This is a genomic window from Bellilinea caldifistulae (genome assembly GCF_001306055.1).
Lineage (GTDB): Bacteria > Chloroflexota > Anaerolineae > Anaerolineales > Anaerolineaceae > Bellilinea > Bellilinea caldifistulae.
Genome location: NZ_LGHJ01000009.1, coordinates 127968 through 147500, shown reverse-complemented (window position 1 = coordinate 147500; position 19533 = coordinate 127968). Strand labels below are relative to the sequence as shown.

Here is a 19533-nt window from a genome sequence, read left to right as displayed (position 1 = left end):
GCCTACCCGCAGCAGGACAAAAAGACCCCGTGGAGCTTTACTGCATCCTGGCATTGAGTTTGGGCATCGTCTGTGTAGGATAGGTGGGAGTCTGAGAAGCTGGGGCGCCAGCCTCGGTGGAGACGCCGGTGAAATACCACCCTGATGATGTTTAGACCCTAACCCCACACCGTGATCCGGGTGGGGGACCGTGCCAGGTGGGCAGTTTGACTGGGGCGGTCGCCTCCTAAAAGGTAACGGAGGCGCCCAAAGGTTCCCTCAGGGTGAATGGAAACCACCCAAAGAGTGCAAAGGCATAAGGGAGCTTGACTGCAAGACCAACGCGTCGAGCAGAGTCGAAAGACGGGCTTAGTGATCCCACGGTACTGAGTGGAAGGGCCGTGGCTTACCGGATAAAAGCTACCCCGGGGATAACAGGCTGGTGAAGTCCAAGAGTTCACATCGACGACTTCGCTCGGCACCTCGATGTCGGCTCATCGCATCCTGGGGCTGGACAAGGTCCCAAGGGTCGGGCTGTTCGCCCGTTAAAGCGGTACGCGAGCTGGGTTCAGACCGTCGTGAGACAGGTCGGTCTCTATCCGCTGTGGGCGTAAGGGACTTGAGAGGAGCTGCCCCTAGTACGAGAGGACCGGGGTGGACAGACCTCTGGTGTGCCAGTTGTCGTGCCAACGGCATCGCTGGGTAGCCATGTCTGGCAGGGATAACCGCTGAAAGCATCTAAGCGGGAAGCTCGCCTCAAGATTAGGTCCCTGTGTTCCCGTAAAGGGAGTAAGGTCGCAGGTAGACTACCTGCTTGATAGGCGGCGTGTGTAAGCGCAGTAATGCGTTGAGCTAAGCCGTACTAATGACCGAGGGCTTTGCACGTGGTGCGGAGAACTCAGCACTCATTTCCGAAATAAACACCTGCATACTATTCCGTTGAAACTTAACAGTGTAAAAAAAGTCTCTTGGTGATTTGAGCGACAGTGGTACACCCGGTCACATCCCGAACCCGGTCGTTAAGGCTGTCAGCGCCGATGGTACTTGGGGGGCGACCCCCTGGGAGAGTAGGTCATTGCCAAGAGACTTTTTTGATTTAAAGGCGATTTATTTGCGTGTTATAATCTCAACTTGGTGATCCCCGAAATAACTGGAGTTTTTCCATGGATGATGTAATTGAGATTGATTTGCGAAAAATTTTTCTGACCCTCTTTCAATTTCGGTTCTGGATTATTGGGTTTGGGTTGTTGGCGGGTTTGGCTACTTTTTTCTTCTTTATCTTGCAACCTCGTATGTACGAAGCAACCGCTGTGGTGGCTTTGACCAAACCTCGCTATCTTCCCAATTTTGACCCCCGCTATCAGACGGTTTCTACTACAACCCTTACCAATAAAGTGGCAATGGATATCGCCAAAAGTGATGAAATTGCCATTTATATTTTTGATTCCTGGAATGATCCCGATAAAAAGTTAGACCAGCGCCGCGCTTTTCGCGAAAAGAATATGCTGGTTAAAGCAGGCGGGGATAGTTCTGTAATAACCCTCACAATTCGCCTGGAATCACCCGAGGAGGCGGCCCGGCTGGCAAACCTTTGGGCACAGCGTGTGGTAGAACGACTCAATACGGTGTACAGCGGTCAGGATCAAACCCAGTTGACTTTTTTCGAAACTCAGATTGCTGTTGCTCAACAAAACCTGCGCAAATCCGAATCCGCACTGGCCGAATTTGAAAACCGCAACCCTGTCAGAGCATTACAAAACCAACTGGATGCTTTGATCCTGCACCAGCAGGAACTGCTTTGGAGAAAACAGCAAATTGAGCTCCTTCAACGGGAGGGTCAGGCTTTGTTGGCTGAAGTTGATAATCAGTCTGGTACTGTGGCCGCAGAATTACAAACCCGTCTACTGGTGCTTCAGTTACGTCAATATGATTATCCGACGTTTGCTGAAAATAATGCTGCTTCACCCTCGTATCAACTGGCATTACCGATTGCATCTTCTTCCCAAACTGTGGGTGAATTTCGCAGTCTAGTGCAAGAATGGTTGAGAACGCTCGAAAATCAGGTTAACGATATTAATATCCTTTTAGCGGAATATCCGCAAAATCTAACCCAATTACAGACACAAATCGAGGCTCTCAATCAGGAAAGGCAGCGGCTTGAACTGGAACGGCAGGTAGCCGCAGACACCTATACCACCCTGAACCGCAAGTACCAGGAAGTTCGCATCACAATGGACGATAGTGCGGGTGATGCGAAGATCGCTTCACGGGCTTTGCCGCCTATTCGCCCTGCCCCGCGCGGCACGGTGACCTATACACTGGTAGCGGCGGTGGCAGGAGTTGTGCTTGCGGCTGCTTTCGTACTCATTCGGGATTGGTGGCTGCAAGGGGCTTCTTCGGGAGAGGTTTCCTGAATCCTGAGGGGGGAATGGTGAATCTCACCCAATTACCGCGCAAATGGTTGGTTATCGGTTTGATTTTGTTGGCCGTGGAGGTAGGCTTGATGCTGGGTTTTCGTCCGCTTTCGGCTTTCTGGCTGCAACAGCAGGGCGGCGCCGCCGTAGTTGATTTGAGTCGCAATTTGCCTGCTGATAGCGGCGGTTTTGCCTGTCTTGCCGAACCGTTGCAGAATGCTGAGGTACAAGCCCGGCTGGGTAAAGCCATAAACCAGTTGGAACAAGCCAGCCGCTTGCTGCCCAAACAGGCCCACCTGTATTACCTGCTTGGCAGAGCATATTGCATGGCAGGCAAGTACGATCTGGCAGTGCAAGTCCTGCCCATCTTCAGCGAGTTGCGCCCAAAAAACCCGCAGGCCGATTTGGAGCTGGGCTTTGCGCTGGAAAAACTTTGCCCGCCAAGAGGTGAGTGCGAGAAGATTACCACGAAGCAGGTGTGGCAGCGGGCAGGCGTTCTGCCGGAGCATTTGATTGCCAACGGCGAAGCGGCGAGGAAAAAGGAAGATTTTTCCCAGGCTATTGATTGGTACCGGCGCGCCGAAGCGATGGGCGCCGACCTGCGGAGTACGATTGCTTTTGTGCGCTATCAGGCTGCGCTGAAAGAAGGGCGAGAAGAAGAAGCCTACACTGCGCTCGAAGAAGCGGTTAGAACGGATACCGGCTGGGCAAATGCCGACCTGCGCTTTTTTGGGTGGTACCGGTACGGGCAGTGGTGGTATGAAAAACTTGGAAACTTTGAGATTTCATCAGAGATAATGCATCAAGTGATTAGGATGTTTCCTGAAACTCCGTCTTCTAAGTTTATATTATCAGAAGCCTATCGTTACATTGGTTATTCTAATTATTACAAAGGCAATTTTTATGATGCAATATTTTACTTCAATAGAGCTTTAGAAATTGAATCAAAAAATGGATGGGCAAAAATTGGATTGGGAAAAGCTTTATACGAAAAGGGTAATCCGAATGTTAATGAAATTGAAAGAATTTTTTTAGAAGCTTTAGAGTTCCACTCCCAAAATTTATCCCTTTGGAGAGATGTTATTTATTTTTGGAAACAAAAAAATCAAAATGATTTCTTCGAATTAACATGTGAAAAGGCAGCTCAAAAAGAAATAGTAATTGATTTATGCAACGGATGACTCAATTATGAAAAAAGTAATAAGGCGTATTAATTTAATTAGAAAACGATTTCTTTCGGTGGGAAAAATCTTATCTTTATTGAGATTTAGATTAACTAATTATTTACTTCAGGGTCTCTTAAGGTTAGTCGATTTACTTAAGACAAGTTATTCATCTGCAGATATTGAGAATATAAATCATCATACTTCTGGTCTTCGAAATAGAAATATTAATTTACCTGATTTAGGAATTGATGCCTTAGCGCAGATATCAAATTATTACCTAAAGCATTGTTTTGATATTCTAGGTTCAGGTTGGGCTCGGGTTTATTATGGTGCAAGGGGGCGAGCCTGGGAAAAAAAGGTTTATTCAATGAGCCAAACATTGAAACATGATTTACAAGGGAATTGGTTAAGAGGTCGTATAAATGCAAGTAACTTATCAGAAAGTAACAAAATTTGGCGACTGATACAAGATGAAAACTATACTCCGATTGACTGGCAATTGGATTTTAAGTCAGGCTATAGATGGAGTGAACGGACTTGGTATAAAGATATTAGGTATGGAAATTTACCCGGCGTTGATATTAAAGTGCCGTGGGAATTGGCACGAATGCAACATTTGCCTCAACTGGCAATAGCTTATTTTATGGCGATTAACCATATAACTGGTTTTATGTCTCCCGAAATTTACAGACTGGAGTTTCGAAACCAAGTATTAGATTTTATCGCTACTAATCCGCCGCGATGGGGTGTCAATTGGTCGTGCTCTATGGAAGTTGCAATTAGAGTCTGTAATTGGCTTATTGCATTTGACCTGTTTCACGAATTTGGGGCTAAGTTTGATAAAGACTTTGAAAAAGTGTTTTTCCGAAGTATTTACGAACATGGTTTACATATTCTGAATAATCTGGAATGGTCACCTTTTTTTCGAAATAATCATTACTTGGCAAATATCGTTGGCTTAGTTTTTTCAGCGGCATACTTACCATCAAAGCCGGAAATAAATCGTATGCTTGTATTTGCAATTCGTGAACTTATACATGAGGTAAAAAATCAATTCAATGATGATGGAACTCACTTTGAAGCGTCTACGTGTTATCATCATCTCACAGCCGAGATGGTTATTTATGCCACAGCGTTAATATTGGGTTTGACTTCAGAAAAAATAGAAAGCATAAAAAATTCTTCTCGTGGCATAACATTTTACACACCATTATCATCAGGCCACGACAATCCATTTCCAAAATGGTACTTTCCCTTGTTGAAAAAAATGATAAATTTTTCAATTTGCATAAAGAGATCAGATGGAACATTTCCCCAGATTGGTGATAATGACAGCGGAAGATTTTTTAAGATATTTCCAAAATACAGGAAAGTTAGTAATCACATGGCAGGAAAATTATTTCTAAATTTGAAGGAATTCGATGAGTATTGTGATTGTGAAGATCTTTGGTTTGAGTACTTTCTGGATAACGGTCATATTATTACCGCTTTTCAGGGATTACTTAATTTTCAAGATTTTCCACAGGAGAATAATTTAGTATTAAACGAGGCTGCCCTTGTTAAAGCATTAAGTAACCTTGCAATAATCAATACTAATTATCATAACCTTCTAAGTTCTGTTTCAAATGAGATTGGTGATGTTGAAGAATGGGTAAATTTTCAAAAAAGAATTGAAAATTCACCTTTCGACCCTGTGATTTTTTGTTTTCATTCTTCTAGAAATTTAAGGCAGAAAATGACTTGTTATGCTTTTCCGGATTTTGGGCTATTTATCATAAAGTCACCCTGTCTTTATATGGCCATTCGATGTGGTTCAAAAGGACAAAATGGTTTAGGGGGACATGCTCACAATGATCAATTATCTGTTGAATTGACGATTGGTGATGTAGATATATACCGAGATCCTGGTTCTTATCTTTATACACCTTTTCCCGAAATTCGAAATCGTTATCGCTCAGTTAAAGCTCACTTTGCCCCACGCTACGGTGATGCTGAGCCAGGTGATTTGTATTCTGATTTGTTTAGTATTGGTGGTGACCCCCAATCAAAGGTTCTATATTTTGGAAGGTATGGATTTTTAGGCAGACATGACGGTTTTGGGTTCCCAGTATTTCGCCATATAGAGATTTTAGAAACTCAAGTGGTTATAACGGATTTTTCTCCTCATGTTCAGCTTAGTAAAATTTTTCCAGAGAAAGTTCCTTTTTCTCCGGCTTATGGGGTGATCCTAAACCCATCTATCTCCATTATGGAAAATCAAAATGTCATTACGTAATCAAATTATTCGAGGAGGTACTACCCTTATATTCAGGCAAGGCGCTGGCACTTTTTTGAGTGTAGTTAGTGTGCTATTTGTTACTCGAATCATTGGCCCTGGCAATTATGGTGTTTTTTCTGCTGCATTAGGTATTGAAAATTTACTTTACAGCATTGGTCAGTTAGGGATTGGTGTCTATCTTATTCGCAGTGAAAATGACTTGAAAGAAAATTTTGACCAAGCATTTTCACTACTGGTTATTCTTGCTACTATTGGCTTGCTCATCTCGGTAAGTTTTCTCCCTTTATTAGACCGGTGGTTAAGAATGGAGGGTTTCAAGGAAGCCGCTGTAGTGTTATTTTTTGGCGTTCCTTTCCGATTGTTAACACTAGTCCCTTTAGCCAGACTGGAAAAGTCCCTTGCTTATGGTAAAGTTGCCAGCATTGAATTAATTGGCCAGGTTATGTATATTCTAGTTGCAACCACATTAGCGCTATTGAAACTTGGCGTGTTGGCCCCTGTTATAGGATGGATATCACAAAATACTGTTGTATGTGTTTTATCTTTTGTGCGATGTGGTTATACACCGAAATTCATTTGGAGAGCCTATATTATTCGATCAATCCTAAATTACAGCCTTGGTTATTCTCTTTCAACATGGATTTGGCAACTACGCACCTTGGTCAATCCGCTTGTGGTTGGGCGTTTTGTTGGTGCAGAAGGTGTCGGTATTGTAGCTTTATCCATTCGTCTTGTTGAAGTGTTAAGTTTTGCAAAAAATGCAACCTACCGCCTATCTCTTTCAGCTCTGGCAAAGTTGCAAAATGACAAAAAACTGCTTCTAAAAGCAATAGAAGAAGGTATTCAAATCCAAGTTCTTCTTGTTGGGCCGTTCTTACTCGGTATGGCAGTAATCGGTTCCTTCTTATTACCGCAAATACTAGGGGAAAGATGGAGCAATGTTGTCCATATCTTTCCATTTATCGCGTTTAGTTATACAGTCAATAGCCTATTCAATTTGTATTCCTCTGCGTTGTATGTCCTAAGGCATAATTGGATAGTTGCGCTATTTCACTTAATTCATATAATTCTTTTTTTTGGTGCATCTTTCGTGTTTGTGCCATATTTTGGGGTTTATGGTTATGGCTGGGCAGAGGTGGTTGGCTTTATCGCTTACTTTTATCTCCACTGGTATTTTGTAAGGCGGATGGGAAAGCTAAAAATCGGTCTCGGCGTTCTGCTGGGAATGTCTTTTGGGGTATCCTACTTCTGGGCTCAACTAGGGTGGATTGCTGCACTTCCTTTATTGCTTGTGTTCATGTTGCCAATGACCCGGCAAATGTTGCAACAAAACTGGAGAATTCTGAAAGCTGCAGGTTTATGGAAAATCCATTAGTGAGTATCATAATTAATAATTACAACTATGGGGCTTATTTACGCTCCTCGATTGAGAGTGTTCTCAATCAAACCTATCAGAATATAGAGCTGATCATTGTCGATGATGGCTCAACTGATAATTCACGAGAAATCTTGCCTGATTATGCTAATCACGCCCGAATCAAAGTAATTCTCAAGGACAACAATGGCCAAGCTTCCGCGTTGAACGCTGGTTTCTTTGCCTCGACAGGTGATTTAGTATGTTTTTTAGATAGTGATGATTATTTTTATCACCAAAAAACCAATCGGATAGTTCAATTGTTTTCGGAATTTTCTCAAGCAGGTTGGCTTACTCATCCGCTTGAATGGATGTTTCCTGATGGAATGAGCTGTCCAAATTTTCAATACATAAATTCAATTGAGTTGAAGGACTTACGTAAAAATTTCAAAGTTGGCAGGATTGATATCCCACTATCAGCAACCTCTGCATTATGTTTTCGCAGAAAATTACTTGAAAGAATTTTTCCACTCCCTGAAGAAATTCGAATAACTGTGGATAATTACATAAAATATTTTGCGGCCGGATTAGAGCCGGTTATCCTATTAAATGAGAATCTCGCTGTTCAACGTATCCATATCTCAAATGCCTATACAATGAACCCCGCAAGATTTGAGCAAGCAGTAGAAATTCACTTTGCCATTGCTAAAAATATTAAGAAAAGAATGCCCGAAGCAAGGATGTTAAGTTTTCGCCTGGGAGGGCATTACCTTGGACTCGTATTGCAAAAATTTGGTTGGAGGAAAGCTTTTCAATACGCGCATCGTCTAGCCACTGATTTAGACTTGCCAATGAGTTTACCATTGACCTGGGCTATATTGGGTGTGCTTAAGCGTAAAATTTTCTCAGATTAAAAATCCGATAAACTAGAAGATGGTCAATAATCCCGATGAAAGTAAAAATCCAGTATAAACGCAATAAAATCCCAAAGCTGATTGAATACGTATTTCATTTTGTTCTAATATCGTTCCTGTCCGGAGCATTTTATGCTTTATGGAGAGAAAAACAAGGCTTCTTAATTGATCCAATCGAGGGGGATCCATACTCAAGAATTGTGCTTGCAATTGGTTATATTCTTTCTTTTCTTTATCTAATATTTTTTCCCAAGAGATCTTTAAGATATGCAATTAAAGCGCCATTGCTATGGTTATTAATCTTATGGGGTGTAATTTCCGTATTCTGGTCAGATTTGCCATCGTTAACACTACGCCGATCGATAGCCATAATTCTCACAACATTGTATGGTTTGGTTTTGGTAGTCCGATTTGACCTTAAAGAGATGCTTCACTTATTGGGATATAGTGTGTGGTTTTTTTTGATGATAAGTTTTTTATTGGTTGTGTTATTCCCCGATTGGGGAACCACAACGTACGGTCATGAGGTCGCTTGGCGAGGAGTGTTTCAGCACAAAAATAGACTTGGAAACATATCCGCCCTTGGTTTATTGTTATTTCTTTTCTTATGGAGGGAGGATCAAAAAATTGGGCGAGCCATTTGGTCAATTGGCATTGGATTAGCGATCTTGATGGTTATCGGTTCTCAGTCGTTTACCGGAATTGTTCTGGCACTTCTGATGTTTGTTGGTTTCCTAATTTTAACATTACTTTTGAAATCTCATCGTGATTGGCAATTGTTGTATCCATTGTTTCTGGTGGTTGGTGGTTTTGGATTGTACTTAATTGGATTTTATTTTGAGGAAGTTTTACTTGCTTTTGGGAGAGATATAACTTTCACGGGACGTCTTCCACTTTGGAAGGCACTCATTCAAGCTGGAATGCAGAATTTTTGGATAGGTTTTGGATATCGCTCCTTTTGGAGGGGCTGGGATTGGCCTTCGGCAGAGATTTGGGAGCAAATTACATGGTTGCCCAATCAGGCACATAATGGTTATATTGAAATCTGGTTAGATTTAGGTGTGATCGGCTTGGTATTAATGCTCTTAATTCTTATTGGGTTATTCATTCGTTCAATAATTTATTTTAATAAAACCAGATATGAGTCAATATTATGGGTGCTATTATCTTTATTCCTGATTTTCTTGAGTTTTTCGGAAAGTGTCTTAATGCGGCCAAATGATGTGTATTGGGTATTGATGGTTTATTTGTCCTTGAACAGATACAACCAATATGACCAATCTCGATTAGAAAGGAGTGCAAGTTTTTAATGAACGTATGTCATATAGGTTGTGGTTTTCATGGTTGGGGTGGGATCGCTCGTATGGTTATGGATTTCTTTAATCACCCACAAAATGCTCCTTTTGTATACCACCTTGTCACAACCTCAAGTAGCGAAAACTTCAAAAGATGGGCCAAGAATGCTGGCACCAAGTGGTTTGAACCCGAACGCGATCAATTCATCTTAAGCAGGGTACGGAACATTTCAAATTACATTAAGCAAAATAATATTCAAATTATTCATTCTTACAATGCAGAGGCTGGGATTTGGGCATTGTTTTCTGAGTTATTGATAAAAAAGCCCTTGCTTTTAATAGCCCATGAGCACGGCAGCATGTGGTATCTACGACCAAATCTTAGATGGCTAGACTTTATTGCAAAGAAACGAAGCAAATATATTATTGCCAATTCAAGAGCATCCGTCTTTTTACTTCAGAAGCTTTATAATCTTCCTCCCCAAAAAATTAAACTGGTTTACAATTTCATTACTGTAACAAAAAAATATTCGAGAGAAGAAGCACGTCAACGGCTGGGATTAACTGCAGAGGCCGAAGTGGTTGGAAGTGTGGGGCGATTGGATACTCCTAAAGATTACTGGACATTGATTGATGCAGCTCGATTGGTTATTCCACACAGAAAAAAAGTTAACTTTGTACTTATAGGGGGGGGGCCTCAAGAAATGTTTTTGAAAGGTTTAATTCAAGACTATGGATTGACAGAGCAGTTTCATCTCTTGGGCAGCAGAGATGATGCGCCTGAACTTATTGCTGGCTTTGATCTTTTTGTAAGCACCTCTTTTCGTGAATCATTTGGAAATGTTCTAATCGAAGCTGCTTTACAGGAAAAGGCTGTGATTGCCCCCGCGGTGGATGGTATTCCCGAAGCAGTTGAGGATGGAGTAACGGGAGTGCTTTTGCAGCCATCCCTTAGGGCGCGTAGAGTTCGTGTCAAGGGGGCAACACCAATGCCAAAATGGGTGGTGCTGGAAAGTTCCTTACATTCTCCTCGCTCGCTTGATCCAAAGTTATTAGCAGAAACGATAATACAACTATTGGATGATCCTGACAAACGAAACTGGATGGGAGTGCAGGGGCGTGCCCGTGCGGAAAAGGTTTTCAATATTCATCGATATATTTCTGATTTGGAAAAGATTTATCTGGAATCATTCGAGTAATGAACTATCTAACAAAGGATTAGTTTTACCAAATGGATAAAAAAACTCTAGCCTATCTCTCTGGAGCTCCGCGGGTTTCCACACATCCTGATGCAGCAACTTCCGGCCCACGTGCCCATATTCTTGGTGTTATGCGGGGTTTTGAGGAAAACGGATGGAAGGTAGAGTCCTTTATTGCCGGTAATTATGTTCCAGAAAAATGGGTGATTGGTGAAGAGAGTGAACGCGCGTTGCGATCCAGCCCGATCAAACGGCTAGCCGCAGACCTCGTTCGGTTATGGTTGGGATTTTACAATCGGCCAAGAGTCGTTCGGCGGTTTTTCGATGTAGACTGGGCTTATGAACGCTATGGAGTTTTTCAGGCTTTGGGCAGAGGGTTGCAAAGAAGAGGTGTTCCCTGGATCATTGAAAGTAATGGCTTAATGTATATCGAATCGGTTAAGGATCGCTCTTCAGTTGCTTTGCAATCACTGGCTGAAGTATGGGAAAAAAAGGTCTATCAACAATGCGATGTACTGGTGTGCATCAGCAAGGCGTTAGGGGATTTGGTGGCGGAAAAACTTGAAGTAGATCGTCAGAAAACAATCGTTGTCCCGGTAGCCGTAGATACGCAAAGATTTAACCCCCAAAAGGTTCAAGCAAAAAATATATGGCGATCCCCTACAATTGGTTTTGTGGGTACGTTTGTTGGTTGGCAGGCTGTTGATACACTGATAGAAGCTGTTGCGGAATTACTTGAAGAAGGCATCGAATATTCTGTTGTGTTGGTTGGTGATGGGGCGTTTCGTTCAACCTGGGAAGGGCTGGCAGAAAAACTGGGGGTTTCAGGTCGCGTTTCTTTTACCGGCAGAGTTCCGTTTTCTGAAGTTCCTTCGTATATTCAGGGATTTGACCTGACTTTTTCAGGTCAGAAGCCGCTGGGTGCAGGCGTGATGTATGGCTCACCCTCCAAGATTTACGAATATATGGCCATGGCAAAACCTGTAATTGCCTCGGATTCTTTTGAGGACTCTGCTTTTTTGATTCGAGATGGTGAAACAGGATTTCTTTTTGAGTCTGGAAACAAAGAAAGCCTCAAAAACGCCTTAAGAAGCGCTTATCAAGTGAGAGAAAACTGGCAGAAAATAGGCGAAACGGCGCGGGAACTTGTTGTATCTCATCATAGCTGGCAGTCGCGAATTAAGGATATACTTCCAAAGATTGAAGAAATACTGCGGAGAAAATATGGAACGGCTTACCCTGCTCGGCGTAAAAGTTGATACATTAAGCATCGGAGAATTGAATCATCTGGTGAGTGGGGCAATAAATAATGGGGAGAATATTTTGGTTGCGAATCATAATCTCCACAGTATTTATCTTTATCATCGTGATGATAAGATGAAGGTTTTTTATCAAAAAGCCGATTACATTCATATAGATGGAATGCCGTTGGTGATATGGGGTAGATTGTTGGGTCACCCGTTGAAACCTGATCAGCGGGTGACCTATGTGGATTGGATTCACCCGTTGATGGCCCTTGCGGAAAGCAAGAGCTTTCGTGTTTTTTACTTGGGCGGTAAACCGGGCGTGGCAGAACAGGCTGTCGTAATTCTTCGATCTCATTACCCCAATTTGCAAATCCAAACCCACCATGGGTATTTTATGGAAGAAGAAGAAAACAAGGCCGTGTTGAATAAAATTCGTGACTTCCAGCCAAATATTCTCATGGTGGGGATGGGGATGCCAAAGCAGGAACACTGGGTGGTGGATAATTTGGAAAAGGTTTCTGCCAATGTTATTCTAACTGCGGGAGCTTGTTTTGATTACATTGCCGGGGTTGTACCTACACCGCCGCGTTGGATGGGGCGAGTAGGTTTGGAGTGGTTGTACCGGCTGCTCAGCGAACCGCGCCGGCTAGCCAAACGCTATCTGGTCGAACCGTGGGCGCTGTTGCCATTAGCTATAAATGATATATCTAAAAAGTTAAGATTGTAAAACCAAAAAAGAATGGTATAAGAGATAAAACCGAAAATAAACATAATTTTTCGTTTGAGGTAATCAATGAACATTAGCAAGAATCTTGCAAAAAAAATTTCTAATTATGACAATCCTAATTCTATAGGTTCCAGATTCAGGAAAAGACGCAGTGAAATCCTTAAAAATTTAATTGCGAATAATTTGAAAACAGCCTCACACATCACTATTTTAGATGTGGGTGGAAGAAGGAGTTATTGGAATATAATCCCGTTAGAATGGCTTAGAGAGAAATGTGTAAAGATTACCTTACTAAATATAGAAGCATCAAATGAAAAATTAGAGAGTGATGTATTTGTGCAGGTTCGAGGTGATGGCCGTTTTCTCCAATTTCCAGATAAAACCTTTGATATTTGTCATTCTAATAGTGTGATTGAGCATGTCGGTGATTTTGAGGACATGAAACTTTTTGCACGAGAAATTGCAAGGGTAGGGCAGAAATATTTTGTCCAGACCCCTAGCTTTTATTTTCCAATAGAACCACATGCAATGTTCCCATTTTTTCATTGGTTTCCTATTTGGCTTCGAGTTAGAATTATCATGAGCTATTCAATTGGTCATTGGAGAAAGGCTACAAATAGGAAAGAGGCACTAGAAATTGTTAAGAGTGCTCAATTATTGAAAAAGTCCGATTTATATAAGCTTTTTCCAGATGCAACACGAATATATACGGAGCGCTTTATTTTTCCAAAGTCATATATTGTTGTCAAGGAGTAGTAAAGTATGCTGCGCCGATTTTCAGTGGACTTTGCCATCTTTTCCATGCTGGTGGATGCTGGCCTGGTCATGCTGGCATTGCGGCTGGCTGTCATCCTGCGCCCCTTCATGGACGAGTGGTTTTCATTTGCGCGTCCCCTGCCCCGGGCTCCACAAATCGAGGTTCTTCTTTACCCCGTTTTTGCCGTGGTGTGGGTTTTGATGCTGCTGTTGTTCTCCGTATATGACGGACGGCGCAACTTTCGGGTAGTGGATGAACTCACCAGCCTGACCAGCGCTTCCGTACTGGCGACGGTTGCGTTAGCCGGCTTTTTGTATCTCAGTTTCCGTGAGTATTCGCGGGTGCTGTTTCTCACATTTGCGGTGGTTTCTTTTGGGTTGCTGGTGGGTGTGCGCCTTTTCTACCGGCTCTTGTTTCGTCTGCGGGCTCATGAAAATGGTGCTGCTCGCCGGCGGGTACTGATTCTGGGAGCAGGGCCGGTAGGGCGAAAAATTGCCGAACAAATCCGCAAGTTTGAAGAAAATGGTCTCGAATTGGCTGGTTTTTTGGATGATGATCCCCTTAAACTGAAATTGCCGTTGGTGTTGGACAAAATTGATCAGGCAGTTTCGGTGATTCGGCGAGAAAACATTGAGGATGTAATCATTGCCTTGCCGTCGCGGGTGTGGAGTCGAATCAATGCTCTGGTGAGTCAGCTGCACGAGCTGCCGGTGCGGGTGTGGGTAGCGCCGGATTACTACACCCTTGCATTGCACCGCGCCCGGGTTGAGGAAATGGCCGGGATTCCCCTGATTGATTTACGCGCGCCGGCGCTGGATGATTATCAACGTTTAGTTAAGCGCATTTTCGATCTGACGGTAACTTTTTTGCTTTTACCGTTTGTACTGCCTGTGATGGGGGTTATTGCCATTGCCATTAAACTGGACAGTCCCGGCCCGGTTATTTTTCATCAAACGCGGGTTGGAGAAAATGGCAAACTGTTTCAAATGCTCAAGTTCCGCAGCATGGTGCAAAATGCAGATCAGATGCGGCATGTGATTGAAACAGTGGATGAAAAGGGACGAATTATCCAGGATAAACGAAAACCGGACCCGCGAGTGACGAAGGTTGGGCGCTTTCTGCGGCGCACCAGCCTGGATGAATTGCCGCAATTATTCAATGTTCTCAAGGGCGAGATGAGCCTGGTCGGTCCTCGACCCGAATTACCGCATTTGGTCGAGCAATATGAATTATGGCAGCGACGGCGGTTTGCTGTACCGCAGGGCATTACCGGCTGGTGGCAGGTCAACGGGCGCAGCGACAAACCCATGCATCAGCACACCGAAGATGATTTATACTATGTCCAAAATTACTCGCTTTGGCTGGATATACTAATTCTGTTTAAAACCTTACTGGCGGTCCTTCGGCGTAAGGGAGCGTATTGAAAAGTGAACCAAATTGAGCAAGATGTAAAAAAGAACGTATTTACAATTGAGCGGTTTTTGGTTTTAACTCTTTTAGTTGGGTTGGTTTATCTTTTTTTACTGCCCCCGTGGCAGCAAAATGATGAGCCCACGCAATTTGAATATGTTTGGCTGGGGGCAAATCTTGAACACTGGCCGGAAAAGGGGGATTTTAATCCGGAAATTCGTAGAGAAATTTTGGCTTCAATGGTTGAATCCCGTTTTTTTATATCTTCCGGCATTTTGCCGGATTTAATGACGATTTCGCCCCCGGCGGACATCGGAGTTTCTCAACTGGGGGCACCGCCATTATATTATTTTTGGGCGTCCTTGCCTTTGCGCCTGTTGAAAGGGACTGATCTTCTTACGCAATTTTATATTGCTCGCTTTATGTCCTTATTGTTGTTGGTTGGAACTGTTTATTTCACTTACCGGGCAAGTCAACTTCTTTTTGGGAAACATCTCCTCACCTGGATGTTAACAGCCTTCGTCGCACTCCTTCCTCAACTTGTTTATCGAATGACAGCCATCAATGATGACTCGGCAGCGGTAGTATCAATGACTTTTTTTATCTGGATGGCAATCAGAGGTATTATTAGGGGTGCCGATTGGAAAAACTGGTTAGGCTTGCCTTTTGCAATAGTCTTGTGTGTGTTGTCGAAAACAACTGCCTGGCTGGCATTACCTTTTGGAATTCTTGCGCTATTTTTGAGCACATTTCACCGTCGTCAAAAATGGGTATGGGGAGGATTGCTCATCGTTTTGGCTGCGAGTATTTTTTTTGTTTTTGATGTTTCCAAATCTATCCCTGCCTTTTACTATCAGAAAAGAAGGGATGTTCAACATGCTTTAATGGAAAAGGCGGTGGATGGAAATTATGTCTTGGTAACTGACAGAGAAAATCGGGGATTCTATCAGGTTATTGATAAAAATCAATTGCTTGAGGAGACCCATTTGGCTACACAGAAAATTACAGCAGGAGTATGGATATGGGCCAATGAAATTACAGAGATTCCATTTTTCCGCCTCGAATTTAATGGCGAGAATTTACTGCCTGTAGAAAAAGTTACAATTTCCCAGAAGCCCGTTTTCCTGGCTGTTTCAACATCCGCTCCACAAGATTTCAGAACCGCAGTTTTGAGAGTGGATATAGGCGATGTAAATGACAACATCAAGATATATTGGGACTGTTTTGTCCTAATTCCGGGGGATCATCGTGTCTCCAATCCACCCAGCACTAAGGATAACTGTCAGCGGGTCAATTGGGATGGTTTTGAATCGGAAAACCTCATTCGTAATCCGTCTGGAGAAGAAAAGTGGTTTCCATTTCGATATTGGTTCCAAAAACTACTTTCTCAAACTTTTCGCTTCACTTCAGCAGATATCTTTGCAATAGTTGATCCTCCGACAAGCTACGTTTATTTTCGAGATGCTATGTTCTATTTGTATCGAACTTTCTGGGGGCGATTCAATTGGGGAACACTGCCATTGGCTGGCGAAAGACCTTATCGGATTTTTGTCGTTCCTGTTTTTCTAGCATTTTTGGGTAATGGGATTGCACTTTTTACTTATTGGCATCGGAAAAATTGGAGTGCAGTCCTTTACTTGTTAATGCTTATCATTGCAGGGCTTTTGTATACTCTGTATCGTTTTGCGGGAGACTGGCACAATTATTATTTGCTCTTACCCCAAGCAAGGTATTTTTTTCCAAATATCTTCACGGCTGGTTTTTTCCTTTGCACAGGTTGGGCGGTTTTAATGGAGAGGATACTTAAACGTTCAAAAAACAGTGGGTATTTGTTAGTGGGGTTTGTTGCGGTTTTTCTTGGTTATAATTTTTGGGCTTGGTTTACTATTTGGAAATATTGGTATCGTTAACCCGAGATAAGGAGGTCTTAAAAAATGAACAAATTGCGATCTCTAATTTGGATTTTTGTGATCACCTTAACCTTAACTACTTGTTCGGCGACCATTGGAAGTAATGCTACCTCTCAATTTTCTACACCCACTCTCTATTTACCTGTTGTAACCAACAATTATCCTGATAGGTCCATTATTGGAGTTGATGGCAATTCTTATCTACAGCAAATTGCGAACACGGGAGTTAGATTTCTCCGTCTCAATACACAATTATGGTGGTCTGATATTGAATCAACTAAGGGTCGCTATGATTGGGATAAAGCAGCAAGAGTCGAAGAATTGATTATGGAGGCATCCGCCAATAGATTAGATGTGATTTTATTGATGCAGACTGCTCCAGTTTGGGCTAGAGAGTATCCGGGCTCACTTTGTGGTCCAATCAAAGATGAGGAACTTGATGCATTTGCAGCATTTGTCGGTGAGGCTGTGCGCCGTTATAGTGTTCCACCATTTAATGTGAAGTATTACCAAATTTGGAATGAACCAGATCAATTTGTTAAGGAAACAGATAGCGGAAATAATAATGGCTGTTGGGCAGAGAGCACCAACGATTATTCGGGGAACCGTTATGGCGAGATGTTAACCAAAGTTTATCCCATACTAAAGAATATCAATCCAAATGCTCAATTGTTGATTGGTTCTTTGATGATGACCTGTGATCCTCGCGATCCAAACCCTCAGGATTACTGTGCCGAAACAAATTGGAGATCATCCGCCAATTTCTTTGAAGGAATCTTGCAAGAGGCAAAAGAATCTTTTGATATAGTAATGTTTAATTCTGGCCCATCCTTCGTAGCCGGGCAGAACCCTGTCTGGACTGAAATGAATAATTGGCGTTGGAAAGTCGAGCGGGGTGGATTGGTAAATGGCAAAATTAACTATCTTCGAGACTTAATGCTGAAATACGGAGTTAATAAACCCATTATTCATTCTGAAGCATATTTGTTGGATCGCCCTGAAGCCCCAGATGATTATGAAAGTTTTGAGGACTATAAAGCAGATTATCTGGTATGGGTATATGCGAATGGATGGTCTCAAGATCTGAAAGCAGTTACCTGGTATTCAATTGAGGGCTGGAAAGGTTCTGAATTAATTCGCCGTGATGGAAGTGAAACGAAGGCACTCCAGGCACTTAAGACAATGACAGGATTCCTGCATCAAGCACAATTCCTTTCCCGAGATGATAACATTGGTTACACGAGGTTCATCTTTCGCAAAGGTAACGAACTAACCTGGCTGCTTATACCGACTGGTCAACAATACGGAATGGAATATTCGATACCAATTCCGTCAAAGTTTAAGAAAGCAATTGACTTGTTCGGTAATGAGCAAGCGGTTACAGATACGATAAGATTCAGCCGACCGACTTATGTTTTTTTGAACCAATAGTTGTTTTTAGATAAGAAATAAGAGCTGGAAATTAAGAGTACAATCCAGCTCTTATTTCTTGATATACTATTGATGTGAACATACTCCATGTCCTCCGAGAATGGTTTCTTCGAATAATTTCTCCACCTTCTTTGCCAGTTCCTCCTCAACCGCAAGGCGTTTTACCCCAACCAATTACTCGCAGAGTGATGCTGATCGGTTTCGATCCACTTGTACCGGACGTTGGCAACCAACGTTTGAGCCGCTTTTTGAACTGGTATGATTGGGATGCGCTGACCAATCAGTATATCCAGGACCTGCAAACCTGTTCTCATGGTTATCTCTCTTATCAGATCGTTGAAAAAATCCTGGTAGATGGTTTTCCGAACAAGAAAGATGGTTTTGTATATTCGCTAAATGATTACTTGCAAGCCTGGCAGACCCAATCGGGTTTCCATCAGCCAGACCTTGCCGATTACACGAAAATTATCATTGATTTCAATATTGCTGGCAAAATTAACACCGGCGTTATAGATGAAGTGTGGCTATTCGGTATGCCCTATGCCGGCTTTTACGAGTCGGTCATGGTTGGACCGGCTGCTTTCTTTGTCAATGCGCCGCCCTTGCCGATGACCGGCATCCAGCGTTCGTTCATCATCATGGGTTTTAATTATCAGCGCGGGGTAGGTGAAATGCTGGAAGCCTTTGGTCACCGGGCGGAGTTTGTGCTTGGCCGTGTTTTTCGATACACCAGCGGTAATGCCAATTTATGGGAGCGGTTTACCCGCTATGACAAACTTTATCCCGGTCAGGCCGAGTGCGGTACGGTTCACTTTGCACCCAATTCTCAGACCGATTACGACTGGGGAAATACGGCTTTTGTCCCTTGTCGCTGCCGAAACTGGCTCAAATTCCCCGACCTTTCCGATCCGCCGGTAATGATCAACTGTGCCGAGTGGGGCAACGGGGAGATTCGCCAGCACCATATCTGGTGGCTGAGCCTGTTTCCCCATCTCAGCGGCCAGTCCAATGGCATTTCGTGGAACTGGTGGGAGTATGTGGCTGATCCGAGCCGCGTGCAATAGCCATAATCAGACCATTTTGGAGAGTTGCTATGAGCAATCGTCTGGATGAATTTCAAGCCTATCGTCAGCGGATGAATGAGCGTATTTTGAGTATAGATCATTTAGGCATCAAGCGGTTTTTTAATCTGGATACGGCGGCGTATCATGATGGTGCGCTGGATGGTAAAACCAAAGAATTACTCGGTTTGGTGGCTTCGATGGTACTGCGTTGCAACGATTGCATTGATTATCACATCCTGCAATGCGTTCGGGCTGGGTGGAAGGATGAAGAATTATATGAGGCTTTCAATGTTGCCCTGATTGTCGGGGGCAGTATTGTCATCCCACATCTGCGTCATGCAGTTGAAACGCTGGACCTGGCGAGAGATGAAAATTCCATTCGTTGATA

At 43.0% G+C, this 19533-nt stretch carries 16 protein-coding genes and 2 rRNA genes (1 of these 18 cut by a window edge); 17 read left to right on the top strand and 1 reads right to left on the bottom strand.

Features of this window, described 5'->3' with window-relative positions:
- From AC812_RS03565 to AC812_RS03555, 3 genes are all read left to right on the top strand, one after another.
- A 23S ribosomal RNA gene (locus tag AC812_RS03565) occupies nt 1-864 on the top strand; it begins 2748 nt to the left of the window's first position.
- A gap of 82 nt (nt 865-946) precedes the next feature.
- Nucleotides 947-1063 (top strand): 5S ribosomal RNA (gene rrf / locus AC812_RS03560).
- 79 nt (nt 1064-1142) lie between these two features.
- Nucleotides 1143-2393: a GumC family protein gene (locus AC812_RS03555; RefSeq protein ID WP_061913566.1), complete on the top strand. Its 1251-nt coding sequence runs from the start codon at nt 1143-1145 to the stop codon at nt 2391-2393.
- Nucleotides 2394-2425: 32 nt separating this feature from the next.
- Here AC812_RS03555 and AC812_RS17770 read toward each other — a convergent pair whose 3' ends face one another.
- Nucleotides 2426-2689 carry a hypothetical protein gene (locus tag AC812_RS17770; protein WP_169787253.1) on the bottom strand — a complete coding sequence of 88 codons (264 nt, stop codon included), beginning with the start codon at nt 2687-2689 and terminating at the stop codon, nt 2426-2428.
- Between AC812_RS17770 and AC812_RS03550 the strand changes: the two genes are divergently transcribed.
- From AC812_RS03550 to AC812_RS03485, 14 genes are all read left to right on the top strand, one after another.
- The gene (locus AC812_RS03550; RefSeq protein ID WP_428839428.1) at nt 2603-3574 is read left to right on the top strand and encodes a tetratricopeptide repeat protein; all 972 of its coding nucleotides are present in this window, start codon (nt 2603-2605) and stop codon (nt 3572-3574) included. The two genes, AC812_RS17770 and AC812_RS03550, sit on opposite strands and share 87 nt — an antisense overlap.
- Nucleotides 3575-3581: 7 nt before the next feature.
- Nucleotides 3582-5834 carry a heparinase II/III family protein gene (locus tag AC812_RS03545; protein ID WP_082148922.1) on the top strand — a complete coding sequence of 751 codons (2253 nt, stop codon included), beginning with the start codon at nt 3582-3584 and terminating at the stop codon, nt 5832-5834.
- On the top strand, nt 5821-7212 hold the full coding sequence (locus AC812_RS03540; RefSeq protein ID WP_061913572.1) for an oligosaccharide flippase family protein: 1392 nt from the start codon (nt 5821-5823) through the stop codon (nt 7210-7212). Before AC812_RS03545 ends, AC812_RS03540 begins: the two co-directional genes overlap by 14 nt.
- A complete protein-coding gene (locus AC812_RS03535) occupies nt 7197-8105 on the top strand; it encodes a glycosyltransferase (protein ID WP_061913574.1) in 909 nt (302 codons plus the stop codon). Before AC812_RS03540 ends, AC812_RS03535 begins: the two co-directional genes overlap by 16 nt.
- A 35-nt stretch (nt 8106-8140) precedes the next feature.
- Nucleotides 8141-9415 (top strand): O-antigen ligase family protein, encoded by a 1275-nt coding sequence (locus tag AC812_RS03530; protein ID WP_062158790.1) that lies wholly within the window; start codon nt 8141-8143, stop codon nt 9413-9415.
- Nucleotides 9415-10599, top strand: coding sequence for a glycosyltransferase family 4 protein (locus AC812_RS03525; protein ID WP_061913578.1), 1185 nt, complete (start codon nt 9415-9417; stop codon nt 10597-10599). Before AC812_RS03530 ends, AC812_RS03525 begins: the two co-directional genes overlap by 1 nt.
- Before the next feature lie 32 nt (nt 10600-10631).
- Nucleotides 10632-11858: a glycosyltransferase gene (locus AC812_RS03520; protein WP_061913580.1), complete on the top strand. Its 1227-nt coding sequence runs from the start codon at nt 10632-10634 to the stop codon at nt 11856-11858.
- Entirely contained in the window at nt 11824-12573 is a 750-nt protein-coding gene (locus AC812_RS03515) for a WecB/TagA/CpsF family glycosyltransferase (protein WP_061913582.1), read from the top strand. The genes AC812_RS03520 and AC812_RS03515 overlap by 35 nt, the downstream gene beginning before the upstream one ends.
- A 66-nt stretch (nt 12574-12639) precedes the next feature.
- Complete coding sequence (locus AC812_RS03510) at nt 12640-13329, top strand: class I SAM-dependent methyltransferase (RefSeq protein ID WP_061913584.1); 690 nt, start codon at nt 12640-12642, stop codon at nt 13327-13329.
- Between the two features lie 6 nt (nt 13330-13335).
- On the top strand, nt 13336-14754 hold the full coding sequence (locus tag AC812_RS03505; RefSeq protein ID WP_061913586.1) for a sugar transferase: 1419 nt from the start codon (nt 13336-13338) through the stop codon (nt 14752-14754).
- A 3-nt stretch (nt 14755-14757) separates the two neighbouring features.
- Nucleotides 14758-16650, top strand: a complete 1893-nt coding sequence (locus tag AC812_RS03500) for an ArnT family glycosyltransferase (protein WP_061913588.1) — start codon at nt 14758-14760, stop codon at nt 16648-16650.
- A gap of 24 nt (nt 16651-16674) precedes the next feature.
- Complete coding sequence (locus AC812_RS03495) at nt 16675-18081, top strand: glycoside hydrolase family protein (protein ID WP_061913590.1); 1407 nt, start codon at nt 16675-16677, stop codon at nt 18079-18081.
- 188 nt (nt 18082-18269) lie between these two features.
- The gene (locus tag AC812_RS03490) at nt 18270-19145 is read left to right on the top strand and encodes a hypothetical protein (protein WP_061913592.1); all 876 of its coding nucleotides are present in this window, start codon (nt 18270-18272) and stop codon (nt 19143-19145) included.
- Between the two features lie 29 nt (nt 19146-19174).
- Nucleotides 19175-19531 carry a carboxymuconolactone decarboxylase family protein gene (locus AC812_RS03485; protein ID WP_061913594.1) on the top strand — a complete coding sequence of 119 codons (357 nt, stop codon included), beginning with the start codon at nt 19175-19177 and terminating at the stop codon, nt 19529-19531.
- Nucleotides 19532-19533 lie beyond the last annotated feature (2 nt).

Coding starts and splice junctions, on each gene's coding strand:
- AC812_RS03540 (WP_061913572.1), top strand. CDS start 5,821: ATGTCATTACGTAATCAAATTATTCGAGGAGGTACTACCCTTATATTC.
- AC812_RS03510 (WP_061913584.1), top strand. CDS start 12,640: ATGAACATTAGCAAGAATCTTGCAAAAAAAATTTCTAATTATGACAAT.
- AC812_RS03495 (WP_061913590.1), top strand. CDS start 16,675: ATGAACAAATTGCGATCTCTAATTTGGATTTTTGTGATCACCTTAACC.
- AC812_RS03520 (WP_061913580.1), top strand. CDS start 10,632: ATGGATAAAAAAACTCTAGCCTATCTCTCTGGAGCTCCGCGGGTTTCC.
- AC812_RS03555 (WP_061913566.1), top strand. CDS start 1,143: ATGGATGATGTAATTGAGATTGATTTGCGAAAAATTTTTCTGACCCTC.
- AC812_RS03535 (WP_061913574.1), top strand. CDS start 7,197: ATGGAAAATCCATTAGTGAGTATCATAATTAATAATTACAACTATGGG.
- AC812_RS03525 (WP_061913578.1), top strand. CDS start 9,415: ATGAACGTATGTCATATAGGTTGTGGTTTTCATGGTTGGGGTGGGATC.
- AC812_RS03485 (WP_061913594.1), top strand. CDS start 19,175: ATGAGCAATCGTCTGGATGAATTTCAAGCCTATCGTCAGCGGATGAAT.
- AC812_RS03490 (WP_061913592.1), top strand. CDS start 18,270: ATGCTGATCGGTTTCGATCCACTTGTACCGGACGTTGGCAACCAACGT.
- AC812_RS03515 (WP_061913582.1), top strand. CDS start 11,824: ATGGAACGGCTTACCCTGCTCGGCGTAAAAGTTGATACATTAAGCATC.
- AC812_RS03545 (WP_082148922.1), top strand. CDS start 3,582: ATGAAAAAAGTAATAAGGCGTATTAATTTAATTAGAAAACGATTTCTT.
- AC812_RS03530 (WP_062158790.1), top strand. CDS start 8,141: ATGAAAGTAAAAATCCAGTATAAACGCAATAAAATCCCAAAGCTGATT.
- AC812_RS03505 (WP_061913586.1), top strand. CDS start 13,336: ATGCTGCGCCGATTTTCAGTGGACTTTGCCATCTTTTCCATGCTGGTG.